Consider the following 22,292-nt stretch of genomic DNA (forward strand, 5'->3'; position numbering starts at 1 on the left):
TAAACAACCATAAAAAAAAAGCCCCTTTAAAAGAGGCTTTCAACTTAGAAAATAAGCATACCCGCAATTGCTGCGTTTAATAGGTTTGCAAGCGTACCAGCTAAGATTGCGCGCATTCCCAACTTTGCAATTTCCGGACGACGTTTCGGTGCAAGACCGCCTAGTCCACCAAGTAGGATTGCAAGAGATGAGAAGTTTGCAAATCCACATAGAGCGAAGCTGATAATCGCAATTGATTTATCAGATAGGTTGCCAGCACTGATTTCCGGTCCGAAAGAAGAGAAAGCCACAAATTCGTTCAGAATCAACTTCTGTCCAATGTAGTTACCTGCTTGAACAGCATCTTGCCATGGAACACCAATTACAAACGCAAGCGGTGAGAAAACATAACCAAGAATTTGCTGAATGGTTAAGCCACCTGCACCAAACCAACCGCCAACTGCACCAAGCAAGCCATTTAAAAGCGCAATTAAAGCGATAAATGCAAGAAGCATAGCTCCAACGTTTAAAGCAAGTTTCAGTCCGTCTGATGCACCGTGTGCCGCAGCGTCAATCACGTTAACGTGATCTTCATTTCTTTCCATTTTAATTTCTTTAGCTGTTTCTGGTGTTTCTGTTTCAGGCATAATCAGCTTCGCCATTAATAGACCACCTGGCGCTGCCATGAAACTTGCCGCTAGGAGATACTCAAGCGGTACACCGAGCAGAGAATAACCAATTAATACAGAGCCGGCAACGGAAGCAAGTCCACCTGTCATAACGGCAAATAACTCAGATTTCGTCATTTTATCCAAGTAAGGTTTAATCACAAGCGGTGCTTCTGTTTGACCAACAAAGATATTCGCTGTTGCTGATAAAGATTCTGCTTTACTTGTTCCAAGTGCCCATGAAATCGCTCCACCAAGGATACGAATCACCCATTGCATGATACCTAGGTAATAAAGAACAGAAATAAGAGAAGAGAAGAAGATAATAATGGTAAGAACTTGAAAAGCAAAGATCATCCCAATGTCTTCATTTCCAATTAAGCCACCGAATAGGAAGCCAATTCCTTCATTGGCGTATCCAATAATATCTTGAACGAATAAGGATAGTTGTTTTAAAGCTGCCTTACCCGCTTCCCATTTAAGTACCACAAATGCAAATGCGACCTGAATCGCAAGTGCTCCTAGCACCGTACGAAGGTTAATCGCTTTGCGGTTTGTTGAAAAGATTAAGGCAATGGCAAAAAGTACAGCCATACCACCAAATCCCCATAGTATTTGCATATTTTACACCCCTCGTTAAATATTGTATCCGTTTATAAGCATAGGCTACCCCATTACCAGATTTAAAATAGAAATATTATAGCAGTCAGCTAAATACAGCGCTTACAAACAGTGTTTTTAGTCGTCTGAATATTCGACATTTTTCGCAGATAAGCGGAAAATAAAAAGTCTGCTCTCTCTCTATCAGACTTCAATGAACCTTTATCATTATAACACAGAATGTGACCAATGAAAGCCCTTAATTGTCTTCATTTAATTTTTGCGTAATTTTTTTAATTAGAGATTCAGACGTTTCAGCATTGATTAAGCGACCCTCAACAATCGCAAACGCCTTACTATAGCAGTTCCCACAATAACCAAGGCAACCATAATCAATTAATTCAACTCCTGGTACCTTTTCGAATACTTCCCATACCTTTTTATTTTCTCTTACATTACCAGCACAAAATTCGATTGTTTTCATTTTCATGCCACTCCCCCAGTTACGCATTTCAGAAATGTTATTGTACATAAGTCTCAGTTTCGCTATACTTTTAACTGTCATAAAAAATTCAAATGTATAAGTATAGTATAGCGCGTGTCGCTTCCTTATTTCTTCCTAAATCTTAACTTCTTCTTTAGCTTCTCTACTTTATATAGGAAGACGGCGTTATTGAATTTTATCAAAGGGGACCTCTTATCATGAAAAGGCTAGTGCTATTAGGCGGCGGGTACGGTGGTATGCGCATTCTACAGAAATTATTTTCATCTGATTTACCAGAAGACCTCACGATTACGCTTGTTGACCGAAATCCTTATCATAGTATGAAAACGGAATATTACGCACTTGCTGCCGGAACAGCAAGTGATCACCACATACGCGTTCAATTTCCAGTTCATCAAAAACTTGAAATCAAATATAGTGAAATTAATGGCATCGATCTAAACTCAAATGTGATTCACTTAAAAGATGATGACGACCTTGCATACGACACCCTCGTCATTGGTCTTGGTTGTGAAGACAAATATCATAATGTACCAGGCGCTGATGTTCATACACTAAGCATCCAAACCATTGATTCTTCAAGAAGAACGTATGAAACCTTGAACAACCTTGGTGCTAACTCAATTGTTGGGATCGTCGGAGCTGGTCTGAGTGGCGTTGAGCTCGCCAGTGAGCTTCATGAAAGCAGACCAGACCTTCAAGTCAAATTATTTGACCGTGGTCATACGATCCTCTCAGCCTTTCCTGAAAGACTCGGAAAATATGTACAGTCTTGGTTTGAAGAACGTGATGTTGAGGTTGTAAGTGAGTCCAACATAACAAAAGTAGAACCGCATACCCTTTTTAATCATGGGGAACCCGTTCACTGTGACTCAATTGTTTGGACGGCCGGCATTCAGCCAAACAAAATCGTTCGTGAGCTAGACGTAGAAAAAGATCCACAGCAGCGGATTATCCTGAATGATTACCACTCTATTCCAAATCACGACAATGCATTTGTTGTTGGCGACTGCGCAAGTTTGCCACATGCACCAAGTGCTCAGCTTGCTGAAGAACAGGCTGAACAAATTGCCCTTGTGCTACAAAAGCAATGGAAAAATGAAACACCGCCAGCCCTTCCACCGATTAAGATCAAAGGAACGCTTGGCTCACTCGGAAGCAAACATGGCTTTGGCGTGATGGCGAATCGACCACTCACTGGTCGAGTACCGCGTCTACTTAAGTCAGGGATCTTATGGATGTATAAGAATCATAATGGTTAAAAAAATAAAAGGGAACCCAGCGCAAATCGTCGCGGGTTCCTTTTATTATGCCGTAGCTGATTGATCTTCCAATACAGCATAGAGATCTTTCAACCTTGGATTTCCTTCTGAGACAATTTCATTTTGAACGACGATGACGGGATAAAATAGATCTTCATCAATTACTTTAGCGGCAAAAATCGCTTCTGCTCCTGAAAGTTGACTATGAATATCAATATATCGAACGGTAATTTGTCGATCCGGGTATTTCCGATCAAGGGCAGCTTTTAGCCATTCAGCCGTTTCTTCTGAAGAAGGCAGGTTCACACAGCTTGCACAACGTTCGCCTGCTCCATAGACAAGTACTTCCTCCATGATGAAAAACGTCCTTTCTATTCAATCCATTTACCTTTATTGTACCTTATTCCATTGAGACAGAAAAGAACCATTCGCCTTTTTTAGTACTCGCAATCATTTCCCTAGATGTTCCATCTTGAATCTGATTTCATACCATGATAAAGTAAGATGAGAATAATAATCATTCCACAATAACACATAGATTTTTTACATCATCATTAGTATAATGGAAGTATGAAGGGAGTCGATGAATGATGCAAGAGCAAGTACAAGATGTATTGAATAAACTGCGTCCATTCCTCCTGCGTGACGGCGGAGACGTAGAGCTTGTAGACATCGAAGACGGCGTAGTTAAAGTACGTCTAATGGGAGCGTGCGGCAGCTGCCCAAGTTCCACAATTACACTTAAAGCAGGAATCGAACGTGCACTACTTGAAGAAGTTCCTGGTGTAACAGAACTCGAGCAAGTATTTTAAACCAAACACATCCATCCCCTCTAGATTAGAGGGGATTTTTTATGTTTTAACTTAACCAATCCACTCGTCTCATTTGGCTCCCGTAATCCCCCATTAACTCTTGAAATAACAAACGATAAACTTCCTCTCGCTCGCCTTCTCTTCTCACAAATTTCTTTAAGTTTAGGAAGCTCCGTTCTTTCTCTTTCAAATTGCCATCACTATAATAATGCTCAACCGTCTCCACATAAGGTAGCGGAAAAAGCAAACGTGCATATAAGAGATTCCAGTCCATTTGATTCAGCGAACGACGTTCATGATAATCCCACAAGAACTGCCTGATTGTTTCAAAGTTCCCTTCGCCTTCTACCAACTCATATCGAATCCATTCGGCAAGATCTCTAGCTGGATGGTCTAATATAAAATCATTTGGAAACAGCCCTTCTGAATTCCGACGATATTTCGTTGTATACCGGTTAAACGCGAGCGTTCTAACTTGAAATGGATTCGTTCCTGTATCAATCCCGCAGTCTACGATGTACTGAATCGCATTTTCTGCTAAACCAGAATAATAAGGAAATGTTTCAATAAACCATTTATCAAATTCTCGATGAGGCTGCGCCTGATTTTTCAATTCTTCTCGAAAGGATTCAAGTTGATCCATTCTGAACTGCCATCTCATTTGCCATGGTTGAATATCCGGTAAATCATTATAAGCCACTAGAAGATTACCTGCTTTTCGATGAAACAGTGCTAGCCGACTGCCGTCACTATGATGAGTGTGACGTTGATACGGTTTTTGATAAAGAACGTGAGCTTCGTTTTGTATCGTCTCAATATACTTCCCTCTTCTTGAAGCAATCGGCAACATCGTCGGTTCATTCTGTTGATTAAAATAATTTGCCACCATAACATACCAAGGGAATTCACTTTCCTGCTCCAATTGCGCCCGTTTCAATATAAATTCTGATTGATCTGAACCCCTAAGTAAGTAGCCACCTTTTTCCTCATTCTGCTGATCCACAACAATCCCATATTGATGAAAAATCTCCCGCTCCAGCATGCTAACCCTCCGACATTTCGTCTTTGTATTTGTACTATATGCCTAAGGCGCCCAATCGGTGTAATCGATTCAACTGAACATCACTGTCATATTTCTCCGCCCTTCACCATATACTAATATAATCAACTCTATCCAATACCAATTTACTATAAAGTTAGGTGGGACAAGAATGGGCCAAGAACCTATGGACCTTGTAGAAAAAGCAGCGAGAAGTAAATTAAAAGAACGTGGAGTCGAGATCAAAGATATCGCAGACCTCGTCTTTTACCTTCAAGAAAAATATCACCCTAACCTTGAAATAGAAACATGTATCCAGAACGTAGAACGCGTGTTATCAAAAAGAGAAGTTCAAAATGCAGTATTAACAGGCATCCAGCTTGATGAATTAACGGAGAAAAAACTTCTTGATCAACCGCTCCAAGATATTTTAATGAAAGATGAAGGTTTATATGGTGTCGATGAAATTATTGCTTTATCAATCGTCAACGTGTATGGTTCGATTGGGTTTACGAATTATGGCTTTATCGATAAGCAAAAGCCAGGTATTCTAGAACGATTAAACGATAAGACGACAGGTGAATGTCACACGTACCTCGATGATATTGTTGGCGCGATTGCAGCAGCGGCCTCAAGTCGTCTTGCACATCGAGCACAAAAAACGGAATAAGCCAACATAAAAACGCCCTCTGGGTAGTGACCCCTAAAAGTTAGAGTTTTTATTATGCAGCTGTTTGGCTGGTTTGAGTTCGATATTGTATCGGGCTTAAACCAGCCAATTTTGCTTTTACGCGTTCATGGTTATAATAGTCCACGTATACCTCAAGTTTTCTTTTCAGTTCTTCATAAGAGACAAGCTCTTCTCCATAATACATTTCTTGTTTGAGAATCCCGAAGAAGTTCTCCATGGCCGCATTATCGGCACAGGTTGCTTTTCTGGACATACTCTGGAAGATTCGATTCTTCTTTAATGTCTTCACCCACGTGTTGTGCTGATAATGCCAGCCTTGATCTGAGTGGATGGTGGTCCGGTATTTGGCTTCCGTTCGAATGGTTTCTAACGCTTCAGTCAAAGGCTTTAAAACAAGATTGAGTGCGGGTCGGTTGGAAATCCCAAAAGAAACAATTTCTCCATTAAATAAGTCCATCATCGGGCTCAAATAAAGCTTTTCATTTCCTCTACATTTAAATTCAGTCACATCTGTGACGATTTTTTGGAGACGGACGGACGTATTGAATCTGCGTTTCAATCGGTTTTGAGCCACTTTTCCAACCGTACCTTTGTACGATTTATACCGGGATTTCCGAGTGAATTTTTCACACTTCAATCCCAACTCACTCATCATTCCTTGCACTTTTTTGTGGTTGATGACATATCCCTGGTTTCGAAGCGCTAAGTAAATGCGGCGATATCCGTATTTTCCCTCGTGCTTATGGAAGAGTTCCTTGATCACTTCTTTCCACTCTTTATTTGGATCTTCGTTCTTTAATTGCGTTACCTGGTAATGATAGGTGGCCTCGGGAATGGCTACTCTCCGCAAAGCGTCCTTTAATTTGAATCCTTTTTTTTTGAGTTCGAATACCAGCGCTGCTTGTGCTTTTCGAGATAGGCATTCGGGTTCTCCTGAAAAGCTTTTAACTTTTTTAGATAGGAAATCTCTAATCGCAGAAGCTCATTTTCGCGTTCTAGTTGTTCTTCACGCGTTAACTCTTTTTCTGATTTCGATGATTGTTGTTTGTGATTTTTTGGCATAGGTGGCCGTCCTTTCGCTTTTTCTTGGAGGCCTCCGATTCCTTCCTTCCGTAATGTACTAGACCAATTCGCAATTAACGAAGGATTGTTCATTTTAAAGGCAATCGCAGTCTCCCGATAAGAAGCGCCTGTCTGTTTCATAAAGTTTAATACATTTAACTTAAATTGGACAGGGAAGACTTGTCTTGAACGCTTTCTCTTCAATCCCTCTTCTCCAAAGGTTTGATAAGCACGAACCCAACCAATGATGGGGGATTTATGAGGCATTCCATACTTTTTGGCTAATAAAGTGTATCCCAGAGATCCTTGGAGATACTCCATTACCACTTCTAATTTAAATTTTTCACTATACTTTGCCATACAAAAACACCCCGAAAGTTAGTTTTTAACTCTAACTTTCGGGGTGCACTACCCTGAGGGCGTTTTTATGTGCTCCATTCATCTAATGTTTGAACGGTATACGTTGGGAGCTTTTCCACTGACTCCAAGTGTTCTTTCGTCGTGACACCCGTATGCACAAGCAGGGTATCTAACCCTGCGTTAATGCCTGCAAGGATATCTGTCCGGTAATTATCCCCTACCATTAACGTCTCTTCCTTAGATGTGCCGAGCTGTGCCAAAGCTTGTTCCATAATAATCGGTTCAGGCTTCCCAATAAAAATCGGATCCGTTTCTGTTGAAACAGAAACCACTGAAGTTAATGAACCATTACCAGGTAGCAATCCACGTTCTGTTGGAATCGCAATATCGCCATTAGTCGATATAAACGTAGCCCCGTTTCGAACGGCAATACAAGCTTTAGCAAATTTTTCATAAGTAATTGAGCGGTCAATGCCAACGACAACGTAATCTGGATGATCGTCTTGAAGGGTTAGTCCTTCATCCGTTAACGCATCACGAATCCCTTCTTCACCGATTACATACACCGATGCATCATTCTTCTTATGTGAGATATAGCTTGCTGTCGCCATGCTTGTTGTAAACACATGATCTGGCGTGCAAGGAACACCAAATGCCTCAAGCTTCTCAGACACTTGCTCTTTCCGTTTTGATGAATTGTTCGTCACAAATAAATAAGGAAGTTTCGCTTCCTTTAAACGCTTCACGAATTGAACTGCCTCATGAATCTTTTCAGTACCTCGGTACATGGTACCATCTAGATCAATTAAATATCCTTTATAGTTTTTCATTTTTTCTTCCTCCTTTTATTTATCCAACCCACAAGAAAACCGCTTTCATTTATCGAAAGCGGTTCCTCGGTCGTGTTTTTGAATGGATAACGTTAGCTGCTTTTCACGTTTTTTACTACCTCTCATCAAAAACACCCTTCTTTCTTTACATGCTTCGATTATTCAAGTTTTAATGATGATTGTCTGGAAGAAAAGCTGAGACTGCGCCCAATTCTTTCGTTAAGTACTTTCTAATATCAGCAGGAAATTGCTCAAGTGCACTGAGATTTTTCCGTAGGTTTTGCTCCAATGCTCCATGTTGAAGATTAACATACTCCTGCATAAGCGGTTTTCTCATACCCACTACTTCTTTTAACCGAACAGCATTCTCAGAGGAAATCACTTTTTCATCAGATAAAATTTCAATAATATCCTCATAACTACCCGGATCTCGCATAATAAAACCATCGATCATGCTGTTTCCGACATCGATCATGCTTTCAATAAAAACATGATGAAGTCTCTCTAATCCAAGCATGTGAAGTTCCGTCTGAAAAGAACTTTCTTTTAATATCCCAATCATTTTATCAAAATAAATGAGCTGTTCTTCAATTTTCTTACGATCCACAAAGTACATAGAAATACACCTGCCTCTAATCCAATCGATATAAATACTTTTCTTTAGTGTATCATATCCTAAAATGCAAAAGCTTACATTTTCTATCGAAGCTTGTATGACAACGCTTCATAAGATGGTATGATAGCGTTAACTAGAAAAGGAGGGTGCTATGATGGAAGATGAACGACTCATCTACGACGAACAGGAGGCTACTGAAGCAAGGTTCGTGTGCTTTATGGGAAGCAATCATCGGTTTGACCTTTGTATTGTAAAATCAGATCGCTTTTATGGAAAATCGTTAGTCCTCGATATTCAAGGAGGCAAATTTGCAATTATCGGCCACGATGATCTAAATGAGCCAGGAAACCTCGAGCATGCCTACTCTCTCAACGAGGAAGATGCCGAAGAACTTCGCAACTTCTTGAGAGAAGTTCTAAGTCACTAATATTTTAGTTAGCAATGAATACACTACCTCCTAAGGTGGTGTTTATTCATGTTTGATGATGAAGATTATCAAGACTTTGCTAACGTAGAAAAAGGAAGAAATTACGTCCTGCCAGAAGATACACCTGAGGGTCCATATGGTTCACCGGTAAATAAAAAGCTTGGTAAAACGACTCCATGGCGAGAAGGTCAGCGATCTTACAGTGCGTTTAACTATGAGAATAAAAACCTTCACCAACACTTACCTCGTCAGGACCCTGGTTCCCATCCACCACACGATGATCCAGACAAGGATTCTGAAAAACCATACAAAGCATAAGCCTACTCGGCTTATGCTTCTTGTTGTTGCTTCTTAGGATTTTCTTTCTTTTGCTTTCTTAATACAAAGTAAGGACAGCCAAAATTGCAGTATTCATATAAATAATCCAGTACCGTGCTGAATTTTGTATCAAATGTCGCTTTCTGATTGCGATCATCAAAAAATCCTTTTAATCGAAGCTGACCGTATCCCCAGTCTCCGACAATATAGTCGTATTTATCTAGAATCTCACTATATCGAGCAAGAAAAGCTTCTTCGTTCCAGCCTTCTCTTTCATCTTTCATCAACTCAAATGTATGTTGATTCACTTTTATCATGCTACTTCCCTCATTTCAAATGGGCTCATTAGTCTAATGATACCTTTTTTATTGGAATTGTCCAAGTAATACCAGGAAAAAAGAAGCTTAGTTCGGTCATGATAACAGTATGGAGGTGAAGACATTTGAAAAAACACATACTGCTTATCCTGCCACTTGCAATCGGAATTACGGCATGTCAGGGAGAAAATGCGACTGATTCCTTTGATCATGCAGATTTAACACCGGTCAAAACTGATCCAGAAGAGTATGGAATGAATACTGCAAACTCTCAGGAAAAGGCCAAAAAAGGCGGATTTGGTTACATTCGCCACACACGAAATACAAACAACATGAATTCTCAAAAGCAACCTGAAAACATTGCTTACCTCGATCGTGATCGTATGTCTGATATGATCGGTTCGATGGCCATCGTGCTTCCTTATGTGAATGATGTGGCAACGCTAGTGACAGATGAAGAAGTGTTAATCGCCTATAAATCCACTTCGAAAGACCGTGATGCAACTGCTGATCAAGTTAAGAAAACAGCCCTCTCCGTTATCCCAAGATATTACCATGTGTATGTTTCTGACGAAGAAGGAATGATTGCAGAAGTCGAGCGATATCAAAATGCCTCTACAGCAACCGCAGATTTAGACCAAAGCATTGAAGAAACCATTGCCAAAATGAAAAAAGCACCACAGGGCAAAAAAGTGAGTGATGGAGAGAATGAAAACGGTGAAATGAAAGGTGAAATGAATGAGGATTTAAACGATACAGGCGGAAAAGAAATGATGTCGAAGTAAAAAAATCGGCCCTCAGCAGGCCGATTTTCATTTATTTCAGAGTAGCTTAGTTAGTTGCTTGTTTTGCAGCATTGACTTGTTCATCAGCATGGTATGAAGAACGTACCATTGGACCTGATTCACAGTGCTTAAATCCTTTTTCCAATGCGATATCCTTTAACTCAAGAAATTCTTGTGGTGTCCAATATTTTTCAACTTTTAAATGCTTTTTCGAAGGTTGTAAGTATTGGCCAAGCGTAACAATATCAACGTCGTGTGCGCGAAGATCGTCCAATGTTTGAATAATTTCTTCTTTTGTTTCACCTAGTCCCAACATAATGCTTGATTTTGTAGGAATCTCAGGGTTCATTTCCTTGGCACGCTGAAGAAACTCGAGCGTACGACGATATTTTGCACGTGCACGCACTCTTGGCGTTAAACGCTCCACTGTTTCAATATTATGATTCATGATGTCCGGTTTTGCATCCATAAGGGTTTCAAGCGCTTCGTATTGACCACCCATGTCAGAAGGAAGAACTTCAATTGAGCAGAATGGATTTTTTCTACGAATAGCTCGAACCGTTTCAGCAAATACAGCTGCACCGCCATCTTTCAAATCATCTCGCGCTACTGCCGTGATGACGACGTGCTTTAAGCCCATTTGTTCAACCGAATCAGCAACACGCTCTGGTTCAGCCCAATCTAGTTCTGTTGGAAGACCTGTTTTAACCGCACAGAAACGGCATGCGCGCGTACAAACATCACCAAGAATCATAAATGTCGCTGTTTTACGTACAGCCCAGCACTCATGAATATTAGGACAACGCGCTTCTTCACAGACCGTATGTAGTTTCTTCTCGCGCATCATCTTCTTAAGACCTTTATAGTTCTCGTTCGTATTTAATTTTATTTTCAACCATTCGGGTTTTCTTAGATACTCTTCTTTCTTACTCAATACATTCACCTCACCTATCGCTTTTCTGTATTAAAGAATACCATAGATAACCCTTCGATTTCCATAAAAAGTGTGAATCTCGTGACGATTAAGACTTTAGACCTTCCATTATTTAGATCTAATGATTTACGATTTGAAATGCAAACTAAGTGTAATGACAAATAACGAAAGGAGAAGAAACGATTGAGAAAATACAGTTTTCTTATCCTTGTTCTTTTCTTTCTCATACCAGCTACTGTTTTTTCTGCTGAAGTAGATGAAGATAAATTAAGGAACGAACGCATGATGCTGTTTCATAAGATGGAAGCCGTCACGCAAGTTCCTTGGTATCTTTACGCCGGAATTGATCAATATGAACGAAGCATTAGGCGATCTCAAAAAGATATTCCTCGTGAAAAAGGAGCTGTAGCCATTTACATTGCCCCAGAAAAATGGACGGGCGCAGCAAATCCGAATAAGGAAGATACAAGCACAGAGTCGATTTCGTTTTTTGGCGGCATTGGACTTGATGGGAACGGTGATGGTAAAGCAGAGCGAACGAATGATGAAGATCTTCTTTATACGATTGGTGACTTCTTGCAAAAATACGGAACTTCGTTCGAAGACCTACAAATTGGATTATGGGACTTTTATCACCGCGATCAGGCGGTTCGAACCATTACAAGCAATAGTGCTGTTTACAAAAGATTCGAAACGCTAAAGCTAGATAAACATGCCTTTCCAGTCCCTCTGCACGCTAACTACAGCTATCGAAGCACGTGGGGTGACCGACGTGGTTGGGGAGGCCTTCGCATTCATGAAGGAACAGATATTTTTGCTTCTTATGGTGTTGGCGTTAAAGCCACAAGTTATGGAACTGTTGAAACAAAAGGATGGAATGAATACGGTGGTTGGCGGATTGGTATCCGGGACATTGATGGGAATTACCACTACTATGCACACCTAAACGGTTTTGAAAAAGGGATTGAGAAGGGAAGCGTTGTTCAGCCTGGTGAAATCATTGGCTACGTTGGTAGCTCAGGATATGGCCCTAAAGGAACAGCCGGGAAATTTCCACCGCACCTGCATTACGGCATTTATAAAGATAATGGAAGGACAGAATGGTCATATGATCCATATCCTTCTTTACGACTTTGGGAACGCCAGGAAAGAGCGCGAAAAAAATCCTAAAAAAAGAAGAACTAGCGCGCTAGTTCTTCTTTTAATTTTATTGTTTTTTTGAGACTCTAACAGCATTAAGAATACTTGCTGCAAGTCCTCCCCAGATAATGACCATTCCAACAATCATCATAAAGATCGCGCTACCCCCCATATTAGCTTACCTCCTTATACTTTTGCTGCTCTACTTTCGCATCCCATTTCTTTAGGCTGAATAGAATTCCAACCAGAATGGCGAACCCTGCGACAGCCCAGCCGCTATAAAGGATAAAGCCGTTTGAGTAACCTTCATAGTTACCAGTAGGCGTATCAAATTGACGAAGAAGATTCGTTTTAAACAGATCAAACATCATGTATCCAAGTACTAGCGGAGTAATGACACCAAGACAAGCTTTCCACCAGTACTTCAGCGAAATATCTGAAATGCCATTTGCATGTGATTCAAGCGTATTAAGCTCACGAAGCACCCAAGCCACTACAACTACTTCTACAAGACCAACAAATGCAATACCGAACTGGTTAATGAAGTAATCCGCTGCATCTAAGAAGAACAAGCCGCCTTGAGTCGCAAATAAAATTGAGATAATGGAAGAAATTCCTCCACCAATTAATACAGCTTTTGTACGAGAAATTCCAAACTTCTCGGAAACCCCTGCAACGTACGTTTCTGAAATGGAAATAAGTGAAGACAATCCAGCAAGAACAAGTGATGCAAAAAACAGGAATCCAAACAAACCGTTCAATGCTGGGAACTCATTAATAATTTGCGGGAAGACAACGAAAGCTAGTCCTACGCCACCGCTTACTACTTCACCAACGCTTAATCCTTGCTGTTGTGCCATAAAACCTAGTGCAGAGAACACACCAATACCAGCAAGTAGTTCGAACGCTGAGTTACCAAAACCAGTAATAAAGGCGTTATTCGTAATATCTGATTTCTTAGGTAAGTAACTAGAATAAGTAATCATAATAGCAAAAGCAATCGATAAACTAAAGAAGATTTGTCCATAGGCAGCAACCCATACACTACCAGATGTTATGCTGTCAAAATTCGGTGTAAAGAAAGCATTTAGCCCTTCAGCAGCACCAGGAAGCGTCACTGCTCGGATGACAATAATTAAGAAAAGAACAATTAAAGTAGGAATGAAAATTTTATTTGCACGCTCAATTCCTTTTTTAACACCGGCAAGAAGAACGCCTAATGTGATAATCCATACAGCAATTAACGGAAGAAATACGCCTGGTACGATACTACCTGTTTGTCCAGGATCAACCGTCAATTTCAAATAGTCATTAAAAAGGAACGCTTCTGTATCTGAACCCCAGCTCTGGTTAAAAGAAAAATAGCTATACGAGATCGCCCACGCAATAATAACGGCGTAGTATGTCGAGATAACAAAGGCAACAATAACGCCCCACCAGCCAAGCCATTCCATCTTTTTATTCATTCTAAAGAATGAAAGTGGCGCTGATCCACGGAACTTATGCCCTATTGTAAATTCAAGAATTAAAATTGGGATTCCAGCTGTTAGTAATGCAAATAAATAAGGTATAAAAAATGCCCCGCCACCATTGTCATAAGCAACAGCCGGAAATCTCCAAATGTTTCCTAGACCTATTGCTGATCCAACTGCGGCTAAAATAAATCCAGCCCTCGTTCCCCATTGCGCACGATTTTCCAAATGAATTACCCCCTTAAACAAATTAAACCCTTTTCACTATAAGCCCCCTTCCAGAAAAAGGTTAAGACTTTTAAGTAAATTCAGATTATTTTGTTTATAGTATATCTAGTACGTATGGCCTTGTCAAAACAATCTTTTTTCTTTTTTTGGTATGAATCGTTCAATTTTTCATGGAAATCTCTCTATTTTTGTGTAAAAACATAAAAAAACAGGAGGAAATACCTCCTGTTTCATTATTATTTTGCCGCTTCAACCGGTCTGTTGGCATATTTTGTTTTCAGGATAAAAGCGAGAATTCCAAAGAAAATGGCTGTTACAATGAATCCAATAATCACACTACCTGTAAATCCTAAAACAAGGTAGCCAAGCAATGATATTCCTGCTACGAGCAAGGCATAAGGCAACTGAGTCATCACATGATCGATATGATGGCTTCCTGCCCCTGTGGAAGAAAGAATGGTTGTATCTGAGATCGGTGAACAATGATCACCGAATACAGCTCCGGCAAGGACAGCTGCAAGAACTGGCAGCATGTAAGTAGGATCGGTTGCCGCAGCAATCTCCCCCGCGATTGGAAGCATGATGCCAAATGTTCCCCATGACGTACCTGTTGCAAAGGCCATTACTCCTGCAAGCAAGAATAATATGGCAGGCAAGAAGCCGATCATAATGTGGTCATTTACTAGACCTGCAAGATACTTTCCTGTTCCAAGACTTCCAATAATCTCAATTAGCGTCCACGCAAAGAAAAGAATGTATACCGCCGGAAGCATTGACTTAATTCCTTCCCATATTCCTTTACCAAGCACGGCACCGCCCATTCGTTTCATAAAGAAGAAAATGAGAGATGTTGCAAGCCCAATTAATCCACCATATAGAAGCGATGCGGCAACATCCGTGTTTTCAAAAATCGACAAAGCGGTTACTGCTGTATCTGTTCCGCTCACCGCCTGAATGCCTGTGATAATCATAAACGCCACAGTTCCTGCAATCAGCATGATGATCGGCCATGCAAGATCTGCTACTTTTCCTTTTTTACTTTCAGGAAGACCCGTTGTTTGACCAGGTACGGCACCTTGATTGGGATCGAGAACCTCTCCAGTCTTCTGGGCACGATCTTCATGAACCTTCATTGCTTTTAAGTTGATATCAAAATAACTCACAAAGAAAACCATGGCTAGAGCAAAGAGAGCGTATAAGTTCATTGGAATCATTCTGATAAACGCTTCTAATGCGCCAACGCCTGTAATACTATGTGTTGCTAGTACGCCACCAATAAGTGCGATAATATAAGCACCCCAGCTTGAAATCGGGGAAATAATACACATCGGTGCTGCTGTGGAGTCAATAATATAAGCAAGTTTTGCCCTTGATACATTATGCCTGTCCGTAATCGGTCGACTCACATTACCAACGGCTAGCGAATTAAAGTAATCATCAATAAAAATAATAATACCAAATACGGCTGTTACAAGCTGTGCGCCAACTCTTGTTTTGACGCGTTTCATCGCCCATTCACCAAAGGCACGACTTCCACCTGACATCGAGATAAAGGCTGTCATCATTCCTAATAAAAGTAAGAAGAAAATAATGTACATGTTCCAAGTATTTAAGCCACCGCTCTCGGAATCAATAAAAATCCCTTTCACGATTGTATAAATTTCATTTAATGATCCTGGCACACTCCAATTGTTGATCATAAGTGCACCAAGAATAATGCCCACTCCAAGTGAAGGAAGCACTTTCCTTGTCACCACTACCATTAGCAAAGCTATGAGCGGTGGAATAATGGATAGAATTGAATTCTCCATGAATATCCTCCTAATAAATAAATGATTGTTATGCAAACCGGAATGGACGCCTACCCCTCAGCCGCTTGTTTCTGAACGCAAAAAAGCGAGCAATGATAGGATTGGTCCTATCATTGCTCGCTTCACCGAGTCAATGTTAAGTGTCCACCCCGATCAGTAGTTCTCCATTACAAGTTAGACTCATAATGACAGTTCGACACTTTTTCAATGCCGCCCCAACATAAATAATGTGACCGTTATTTATGCTTCGGCAGATCTCCCTTTCGATGCTGATCATTGGTGTCATTCTCCCAACACGTACTCATGAGGATCTGCTCCTCTACCTCATCGTATAAGATAAGGAACAATATTAAGTTCAGTTTTAAAGTATACCTTACTTTCTCTCATCCTGCAATTGTAGATTATTCCATATCATCAATTTGAATAGATGGAGTAGGTAACCCACCTTCTGAACCATTGTTATAGAAGTTTGGTACTTCACCTGGAATAATCGTTAACAAAACGGGAATATCCGTCGTCACCACATCAGAATCCGTAGCAAATGGGATAACGATTTTTACTTTCACTTCAATGTGAACCCGAATGTCGACAGAAATATTATTAATACCAACTGGTTCAATTGTACTTTTATAATCAGACTTCACTTCACCGATCGCTGTGAAACGCACAGGAACTTTTGGTCCCATATTGGCAAGTAACGTGTTATCAAACGCCTGACCAATTGGAATATAATGAATGATCCCATTATCCAACGATGTTTGATCATCCACTTCAAGCTCCACACCATTTTGTTCCGCCCAGTAATCTAACGTTCCGTCTTCCACACTTTTTAGAAATCGCTGTACTTTTTCCGTTGATTGCGCAAGCACCTGAGTAACTGCCCTTTGATTGATCTGAACTCGCACCAACTTTCCTTCATTGTCAGTCACTTCTTTTATTAACGAATCTTGATAATTATCTACTTCTTCAGCCATCTTCTGATTAATGGCTTCGTTAATCGCTATTGTTGCGATCCGATTCGTCTCGGTACGGGCAATTTCAATCAGTGTAGGCTTTATTCCTTTTTCAACGATCCATAGCCCCTGGACCGTCATAAAAATGAATAGTAGGAAGGAGATGACAAACACATAACGAAAGGGAAGCGGCCCCTTTCTAAAGAATTTTCTACGAGTTCGAAACAACATGAACCCTCCCTTCTCTTCCTCATGTATATGCCATGAAAGAGAGAAGTATGGACAATTTCTCCAGAATGCTACTTCCCTAGTAATGTGATTTTTTTAATACCAAAGAAAAAAGCCTAAGCAAATTGGCTACGGCTTTTTTCACATCATCTTAAGCATGGCATCTCTGCCCTTTGTGCCGATCTTAATGCCTCGCGCTTCTGCTTCAAGCGTAACAGATTCAAGTGGGGCATCAAGCAGCTGATCAATCGACCTTACGCCTACAGCTCTTCCTGCAATAATCTTCCGGTCACTTAACTTCTCATTAAGCAAGGCAATATCCAGTGCGCCGCACATGATATAGCCATTTTCATTCATGACCGCTAGAAAATTTGTTTTTGGAAGCTGCATACTAACTGCTGTAAACGGATGACCATCAATCATGATTGGTGTCATAGTGATCACGTCATTCCCGCCTCCTGACCTGAATGAATATCACTATATCTATATGAAACCAACAGCATGTTTGACATCATACGTGCAAAGTTTTAATGCCTATTCTCAAGACGCCAGGCAAGAAGATCACGAAGCATTTCAGGAAGATAATACTTCTTCTTTGCGTGCTTCATTTGTGGATAGAATTTACCAAACGTGAACATATCAGCTGTGGCCACGGCATATTCTTGGTCAGATATGAGTGGATGACCATTATGAAGAACGTCAGTGACATGACGAAGTCCGTCTTCCATCTCAACCGTCGTCACTTCAAGACCGTCGAATGCCATGATCCCCATCACTTCTCCTCTGAATCCTAGTCCTTTAAAACTTAAGTTCACGATTTCATCTGACATGGCGTGGGAAATGATTTCGCGTAACTCACTTCCTCTTAAGATCACTTTACAAGGGTTTACGGGATGAGGACAAATACGGTGGAGATCTTCTCGTGAGACGTGACCTTCTGATAATCCATCAAGAAGCATACCTGCATTAATCATGCCAATATCTGCATGACACCATTCTCGAAGGGCAGCGGCTAATTCATCCGCTAAAACCGACCGTTGAAACCACTCAGATTCAAGAGGTTGCTCAAGTCGACAGACAACTTCTTCTAGCATCGATTGCGCTTCTATACTTAATCGTTGAATCATTTCAAAAGTTGGACGATCTTCTTTCCGATTTCGAACTGAAATCGCATAAGCCTCTTTATCCGTAATCTCCCTTGTGTCCATATCGATGCAAACGGTCACTTCTCCAACGTAATTCCCGTTTTTGCCTGCCTGTGTAATGAGCGTGTCCTCTACAAGCATCCCATGCTTCAATACATGATGGGTATGAGCACCGATAATAATATCAATGCCATTCATCTCTCGTGCCATTTGTTCGTCATTGCCTAGTCCCATATGAGACATCAGCACGACAACATCTGATTGTTGACGAACTTCATCAATCATAGCTTGTAGAAAATCATATGGCGAATCGATTTTCCAACCTAATAGCGAGTAAAATTGCTCATACGGAATCGTAACGCCAATGATCCCCACTTTCACACCATTTAACTCATGAATTTTATAAGGGGCCGCCCATGCGGGTCTTGTGCCATCTTGATGATAGAGATTCGCCACAAGCACCTCAAAACTAGCTTCAGTATACAGCGCTTCAAGCTCTTTTTTTGAAAACGTAATGCCCTCATTATTGCCAATTGTGGCGTAGTCGTATTGAAGATCATTCAACAGCTGAACGTTGCCCTTTCCAACCATTCCCTCAGTCATTGGATGCACCTTGTCAGAATGGTCCCCTAAATCGAGAAGGAGGTAGGGTGTGCCTTGAAGCTCGTGCATGCGCTTCTTCTCTTTGAGATAAGACGACACCTTGGACCAGTTTTCGAAATGACTGTGAAGATCGTTCGTATAATAAAATTGTAATGTTCTAGAAGTCAAGACACTCTTCCTTTCTTACCCCATCGTTCCCTGCCAGATAAGCCGGACACCGACTATAATTAACATCCATCTTAAAATCACAACGATGGTTTTGTCCGAAAGTTTCTGGTTAATAAACGAGCCGCACTTTGCTCCAATCCAGGCCCCTGGAATTAATCCGAGTAGTAAAAACCACTGAATGTTACCAAGCGCTAAATGCGTCAGGGTACCTGTTATACTTGAAAGAAATATCATAAACATCGAGGTCGCAACCGCAACTGTTGTCGGAAATCCAAATAAGAGAATCATCGCCGGTACCATGAGAGACCCGCCACCTATTCCAAAAAGACCGGAAATGACGCCAACAACGAACGAAACTATCACAGCTGCAAGAGCAGAAAAGGTATAGTTTACTTGCACTCCATCTGAATCCGTATACGAGCGTTGAAATTGCCCATTCAACTTCATCGGACGTAAACGGTTCCTTACCATTAATAATATGGAAACAAGCACCATAAATACCCCAAAATAAATGGAAAAATAATCAACCTGTATAAATTTATTCAGCCATGCCCCCAGAATCGCTCCTGGACCACTGCCTAGAAAAAAAAGAGCGCCACTTTTATAATCCACGCTTTTCTTTTTCATATATGCGAGGGTAGAAGAAAGGCCTATGGCGACGAGGACAACGATTGAGCTTCCGACAATTTTTTGTGGTGATAAGACTGGAAGCCAATTTGTGTACTGGTCAATAATGAGAAGCACAGGGACGATAATAATGCCCCCGCCAAGACCTACTAGGCTACCAATCGTACCAGCAGCTAGACCAATGATAAATAACAGTATCCACATCAGCATTGTATAGCTCCTTACAGGTCAAAAAGATCAAGTTGCTTAGGATTTAAATTCGTATACTCAATTCCAAGCATTTGAATCATCCACTTTGCATTATTAGCAGCGTGACCACCTGAGTTATTGTTAAATAAAATAAACACATCTTTGCATTCTTTTTCTAATTCTAGGATTCGCTCTTTCCATTCAAGCAATTCTTCTTCATTATAATCATACAGGTAACGCACTTCTCGCCAGTTATGACGATTCCCTGGGTTCGTCCATCCATTCGTATTTCTTCCGTGAAGACGCACAAGAACGTGATCCTTATGTATGGTTTCCATCACTAATGGAACGGATCCTTCTCCTGCCTGAGGTTCATCGCATATGGTATGAATAAATCCTTCCGCTTCTAGAAAGCTCAGCGTCTTCTCACGAAATGCTTCATGATACCAAGACTGATGCCGAAATTCGACAGCACATGGAATGTCTCCCATCCGCTCTTTGCAGTCTCTCAAGATGTTCACATTTTCTTTGTTCACGTCAAACCATGGTGGAAATTGAAATAGCACCATCGCAAGCTTTCCTGCTTTTTGAAGCGGGCGAAGCGATTCCTTATACGCTTGAAACATTTCATCACGCGACTCAAAAGGAATATCTCCTCTTTGATGACCCGTCATTCCCTGATAAGCTTTCACAACAAAACGAAAGCCCTCTGGCGTTTCATCAGCCCATTTTTGAAAGTTTCTAGCCGGTTGCACCGCATAAAAAGACGAATCGACTTCAACAGTAGGAAAGTGTGAACCATATATCGAAAGTTTTTCATTGCTTTTTACACCTGGTGGGTATAGATCATCATGATCGCCCCATCCTGTTACACCTATGTAAATCATGCAATACTTCCTCTCTTCATTGATTCTCTTACTTTATTCTCATATCATTACCCGAAAATAGCAAGGGAAAATCCCCTCTACTATTTCAAGATAACGTCAATCGTGCCCACTTTGAAGCCGATCTAATAGAAAAAAACGAACCGGAAAATCCGGTTCGTTGGGAATGGAATTTTAACCGATTGAACCTTCCATCTCAAATTTAATGAGACGGTTCATTTCAACAGCATATTCCATAGGTAGTTCTTTCGTAAATGGCTCGATGAAGCCCATTACGATCATTTCAGTTGCTTCTTCTTCAGATACACCACGACTCATAAGATAGAAGAGCTGCTCTTCAGAAACCTTCGATACTTTCGCTTCGTGTTCAAGTGAAATGTTATCGTTTAGGATTTCATTGTAAGGAATTGTATCAGAAGTCGACTCGTTATCCATGATGAGCGTATCACACTCAACGTTTGAACGAGCGCCTTCAGCTTTACGGCCAAAGTGTACGATACCACGGTACGTAACTTTACCGCCCTGCTTCGAAATCGACTTCGACACGATCGTTGAAGACGTGTTAGGTGCTAAATGAATCATTTTAGCGCCTGCATCCTGATGCTGCCCTTTACCTGCAAGAGCAATAGAAAGTGTCATACCGCGAGCACCTTCACCCTTCAAGATAACAGCTGGATACTTCATTGTAAGCTTAGATCCGATGTTACCATCGATCCATTCCATTGTTGCATTTTCTTCCGCAACGGCACGTTTCGTTACTAGGTTAAACACGTTATTCGCCCAGTTTTGAATCGTCGTATAACGGCAGTATGCATCTTTCTTAACGATAATCTCAACAACCGCACTGTGTAGAGAGTTTGTTGTATAAACAGGTGCTGTACACCCTTCAACGTAATGCACAGAAGAGCCTTCATCCGCAATAATAAGCGTACGCTCAAACTGTCCCATGTTCTCAGAGTTAATACGGAAATAGGCTTGTAGCGGTGTATCAACTTTCACGCCTTTAGGTACGTAAATAAACGATCCACCTGACCATACAGCCGAGTTAAGTGCAGAGAACTTGTTATCCGTTGGAGGAATTGTTTTCGCAAAGTATTCTCTGAAAAGATCTTCGTTTTCTTTAAGAGCCGTATCGGTATCTTTAAAGACAATCCCCATGTTCTCAAGGTCTTCTTGCATATTGTGATACACAACTTCAGATTCGTACTGTGCAGAAACACCCGCAAGGTATTTTTGCTCCGCTTCAGGAATACCAAGCTTATCAAATGTTGCTTTGATTTCTTCTGGTACTTCATCCCATGAACGTTCAGACTTCTCAGAAGGCTTTACGTAGTACGTAATTTCATCAAAATCAAGATCAGCAAGGTTTCCGCCCCATTGAGGCATTGGCATGCTGTAGAAATGCTCAAGTGATTTTAAGCGGAAATCAAGCATCCACTGAGGTTCATCCTTCATGCGAGAAATTTCTTTCACAATTTCAGGAGTCAGCCCGCGCTCTGAGCGGAAAATCGAAACGTCTTTATCACTAAAACCATATTGGTATTCGCCAACTTCAGGCATTTTTTTAGCCATTCTATTTCCCTCCTTGACATTACACATGTCAGTGTTTGGCTGTTGTTCTCTTTCCATCATTCTAGTA

25 protein-coding genes, 1 pseudogene and 1 riboswitch are annotated in these 22,292 nt (G+C 40.9%); of the genes and pseudogenes, 7 read left to right on the top strand and 19 right to left on the bottom strand.

Features of this window, described 5'->3' with window-relative positions; translation table 11 throughout:
• Positions 1 to 44: 44 nt before the first annotated feature.
• Both ATG70_RS13660 and ATG70_RS13665 read right to left on the bottom strand, forming a co-directional pair.
• Positions 45 to 1,268 (bottom strand): NupC/NupG family nucleoside CNT transporter, encoded by a 1,224-nt coding sequence (locus tag ATG70_RS13660; protein WP_098444837.1) that lies wholly within the window; start codon positions 1,266 to 1,268, stop codon positions 45 to 47.
• Positions 1,269 to 1,506: 238 nt separating this feature from the next.
• Positions 1,507 to 1,737 carry a DUF1450 domain-containing protein gene (locus ATG70_RS13665; protein WP_257147699.1) on the bottom strand — a complete coding sequence of 77 codons (231 nt, stop codon included), beginning with the start codon at positions 1,735 to 1,737 and terminating at the stop codon, positions 1,507 to 1,509.
• Positions 1,738 to 1,949: 212 nt separating this feature from the next.
• On the opposite strand from ATG70_RS13665, the gene ATG70_RS13670 reads away from it, so the two are divergent.
• Positions 1,950 to 3,014: an NAD(P)/FAD-dependent oxidoreductase gene (locus ATG70_RS13670; protein WP_098444838.1), complete on the top strand. Its 1,065-nt coding sequence runs from the start codon at positions 1,950 to 1,952 to the stop codon at positions 3,012 to 3,014.
• Between the two features lie 45 nt (positions 3,015 to 3,059).
• Here the strand turns inward: ATG70_RS13670 and ATG70_RS13675 are convergent, their stop codons facing one another.
• Positions 3,060 to 3,368 (bottom strand): DUF1462 family protein, encoded by a 309-nt coding sequence (locus tag ATG70_RS13675; protein WP_098444839.1) that lies wholly within the window; start codon positions 3,366 to 3,368, stop codon positions 3,060 to 3,062.
• Positions 3,369 to 3,604: 236 nt separating this feature from the next.
• Here ATG70_RS13675 and ATG70_RS13680 point away from each other — a divergent pair.
• Positions 3,605 to 3,826 (top strand): annotated as a pseudogene (locus tag ATG70_RS13680) (NifU family protein); the annotation flags it as partial.
• A gap of 46 nt (positions 3,827 to 3,872) precedes the next feature.
• On the opposite strand, the gene ATG70_RS13685 reads toward ATG70_RS13680, so the two are convergent.
• Positions 3,873 to 4,868, bottom strand: coding sequence for a hypothetical protein (locus ATG70_RS13685; protein WP_098444841.1), 996 nt, complete (start codon positions 4,866 to 4,868; stop codon positions 3,873 to 3,875).
• A 169-nt stretch (positions 4,869 to 5,037) separates the two neighbouring features.
• On the opposite strand from ATG70_RS13685, the gene ATG70_RS13690 reads away from it, so the two are divergent.
• Positions 5,038 to 5,535 carry a phosphatidylglycerophosphatase A family protein gene (locus tag ATG70_RS13690; RefSeq protein ID WP_257147700.1) on the top strand — a complete coding sequence of 166 codons (498 nt, stop codon included), beginning with the start codon at positions 5,038 to 5,040 and terminating at the stop codon, positions 5,533 to 5,535.
• A 52-nt stretch (positions 5,536 to 5,587) separates the two neighbouring features.
• Here the strand turns inward: ATG70_RS13690 and ATG70_RS13695 are convergent, their stop codons facing one another.
• The 4 genes from ATG70_RS13695 to ATG70_RS13710 form a co-directional block, all read right to left on the bottom strand.
• Positions 5,588 to 6,529: an IS3 family transposase gene (locus tag ATG70_RS13695; protein WP_142329564.1), complete on the bottom strand. Its 942-nt coding sequence runs from the start codon at positions 6,527 to 6,529 to the stop codon at positions 5,588 to 5,590.
• The gene (locus tag ATG70_RS13700) at positions 6,415 to 6,978 is read right to left on the bottom strand and encodes a helix-turn-helix domain-containing protein (RefSeq protein WP_098443716.1); all 564 of its coding nucleotides are present in this window, start codon (positions 6,976 to 6,978) and stop codon (positions 6,415 to 6,417) included. The genes ATG70_RS13695 and ATG70_RS13700 overlap by 115 nt, the downstream gene beginning before the upstream one ends.
• Positions 6,979 to 7,043: 65 nt before the next feature.
• Positions 7,044 to 7,808 (bottom strand): TIGR01457 family HAD-type hydrolase, encoded by a 765-nt coding sequence (locus ATG70_RS13705; protein ID WP_098444842.1) that lies wholly within the window; start codon positions 7,806 to 7,808, stop codon positions 7,044 to 7,046.
• Positions 7,809 to 7,977: 169 nt separating this feature from the next.
• Positions 7,978 to 8,424, bottom strand: a complete 447-nt coding sequence (locus ATG70_RS13710) for a DUF86 domain-containing protein (protein WP_098444843.1) — start codon at positions 8,422 to 8,424, stop codon at positions 7,978 to 7,980.
• A gap of 154 nt (positions 8,425 to 8,578) precedes the next feature.
• Here ATG70_RS13710 and ATG70_RS13715 point away from each other — a divergent pair, with 154 nt between their 5' ends.
• Positions 8,579 to 8,851: a DUF3055 domain-containing protein gene (locus tag ATG70_RS13715; RefSeq protein WP_098444844.1), complete on the top strand. Its 273-nt coding sequence runs from the start codon at positions 8,579 to 8,581 to the stop codon at positions 8,849 to 8,851.
• Positions 8,852 to 8,899: 48 nt separating this feature from the next.
• Entirely contained in the window at positions 8,900 to 9,169 is a 270-nt protein-coding gene (locus ATG70_RS13720; RefSeq protein WP_098444845.1) for a hypothetical protein, read from the top strand.
• A gap of 11 nt (positions 9,170 to 9,180) precedes the next feature.
• Here ATG70_RS13720 and ATG70_RS13725 read toward each other — a convergent pair whose 3' ends face one another.
• Positions 9,181 to 9,486: a YutD family protein gene (locus tag ATG70_RS13725; RefSeq protein WP_098444846.1), complete on the bottom strand. Its 306-nt coding sequence runs from the start codon at positions 9,484 to 9,486 to the stop codon at positions 9,181 to 9,183.
• Positions 9,487 to 9,611: 125 nt separating this feature from the next.
• Between ATG70_RS13725 and ATG70_RS13730 the strand changes: the two genes are divergently transcribed.
• The gene (locus ATG70_RS13730) at positions 9,612 to 10,271 is read left to right on the top strand and encodes a YhcN/YlaJ family sporulation lipoprotein (protein ID WP_098444847.1); all 660 of its coding nucleotides are present in this window, start codon (positions 9,612 to 9,614) and stop codon (positions 10,269 to 10,271) included.
• Positions 10,272 to 10,317: 46 nt separating this feature from the next.
• Here ATG70_RS13730 and lipA read toward each other — a convergent pair whose 3' ends face one another.
• Positions 10,318 to 11,205, bottom strand: coding sequence for a lipoyl synthase (lipA, locus tag ATG70_RS13735; RefSeq protein ID WP_098444848.1), 888 nt, complete (start codon positions 11,203 to 11,205; stop codon positions 10,318 to 10,320).
• Positions 11,206 to 11,388: 183 nt separating this feature from the next.
• Between lipA and ATG70_RS13740 the strand changes: the two genes are divergently transcribed.
• Positions 11,389 to 12,375 (top strand): M23 family metallopeptidase, encoded by a 987-nt coding sequence (locus tag ATG70_RS13740; protein ID WP_257147701.1) that lies wholly within the window; start codon positions 11,389 to 11,391, stop codon positions 12,373 to 12,375.
• Between the two features lie 37 nt (positions 12,376 to 12,412).
• Here ATG70_RS13740 and ATG70_RS13745 read toward each other — a convergent pair whose 3' ends face one another.
• The 9 genes from ATG70_RS13745 to sufB all read right to left on the bottom strand — a co-directional run bounded on the left by ATG70_RS13745 (position 12,413) and on the right by sufB (position 22,225).
• The gene (locus ATG70_RS13745; RefSeq protein ID WP_098444849.1) at positions 12,413 to 12,517 is read right to left on the bottom strand and encodes a methionine/alanine import family NSS transporter small subunit; all 105 of its coding nucleotides are present in this window, start codon (positions 12,515 to 12,517) and stop codon (positions 12,413 to 12,415) included.
• Position 12,518: 1 nt separating this feature from the next.
• Positions 12,519 to 14,045 (bottom strand): sodium-dependent transporter, encoded by a 1,527-nt coding sequence (locus ATG70_RS13750; protein WP_098444850.1) that lies wholly within the window; start codon positions 14,043 to 14,045, stop codon positions 12,519 to 12,521.
• Between the two features lie 236 nt (positions 14,046 to 14,281).
• Complete coding sequence (locus ATG70_RS13755) at positions 14,282 to 15,856, bottom strand: Na+/H+ antiporter NhaC family protein (protein WP_098444851.1); 1,575 nt, start codon at positions 15,854 to 15,856, stop codon at positions 14,282 to 14,284.
• 149 nt (positions 15,857 to 16,005) lie between these two features.
• A riboswitch (Lysine riboswitch) is annotated at positions 16,006 to 16,186 on the bottom strand.
• A 71-nt stretch (positions 16,187 to 16,257) separates the two neighbouring features.
• Positions 16,258 to 17,037: a sporulation protein YunB gene (gene yunB, locus ATG70_RS13760; protein ID WP_159784581.1), complete on the bottom strand. Its 780-nt coding sequence runs from the start codon at positions 17,035 to 17,037 to the stop codon at positions 16,258 to 16,260.
• 141 nt (positions 17,038 to 17,178) lie between these two features.
• A complete protein-coding gene (locus ATG70_RS13765) occupies positions 17,179 to 17,481 on the bottom strand; it encodes a YunC family protein (RefSeq protein WP_098444853.1) in 303 nt (100 codons plus the stop codon).
• Between the two features lie 83 nt (positions 17,482 to 17,564).
• Positions 17,565 to 18,953 (bottom strand): bifunctional metallophosphatase/5'-nucleotidase, encoded by a 1,389-nt coding sequence (locus tag ATG70_RS13770; RefSeq protein ID WP_257147703.1) that lies wholly within the window; start codon positions 18,951 to 18,953, stop codon positions 17,565 to 17,567.
• 15 nt (positions 18,954 to 18,968) lie between these two features.
• Positions 18,969 to 19,790 carry a sulfite exporter TauE/SafE family protein gene (locus ATG70_RS13775; protein WP_224882420.1) on the bottom strand — a complete coding sequence of 274 codons (822 nt, stop codon included), beginning with the start codon at positions 19,788 to 19,790 and terminating at the stop codon, positions 18,969 to 18,971.
• Positions 19,791 to 19,801: 11 nt separating this feature from the next.
• Positions 19,802 to 20,656: a DUF72 domain-containing protein gene (locus ATG70_RS13780; RefSeq protein ID WP_098444854.1), complete on the bottom strand. Its 855-nt coding sequence runs from the start codon at positions 20,654 to 20,656 to the stop codon at positions 19,802 to 19,804.
• A gap of 171 nt (positions 20,657 to 20,827) precedes the next feature.
• On the bottom strand, positions 20,828 to 22,225 hold the full coding sequence (sufB, locus tag ATG70_RS13785; protein WP_098444855.1) for a Fe-S cluster assembly protein SufB: 1,398 nt from the start codon (positions 22,223 to 22,225) through the stop codon (positions 20,828 to 20,830).
• Positions 22,226 to 22,292: the final 67 nt, after the last annotated feature.

The sequence above is a fragment of the Bacillus sp. es.036 genome (genome assembly GCF_002563635.1).
In the GTDB taxonomy this organism is placed as follows: Bacteria; Bacillota; Bacilli; order Bacillales; family Guptibacillaceae; genus Guptibacillus.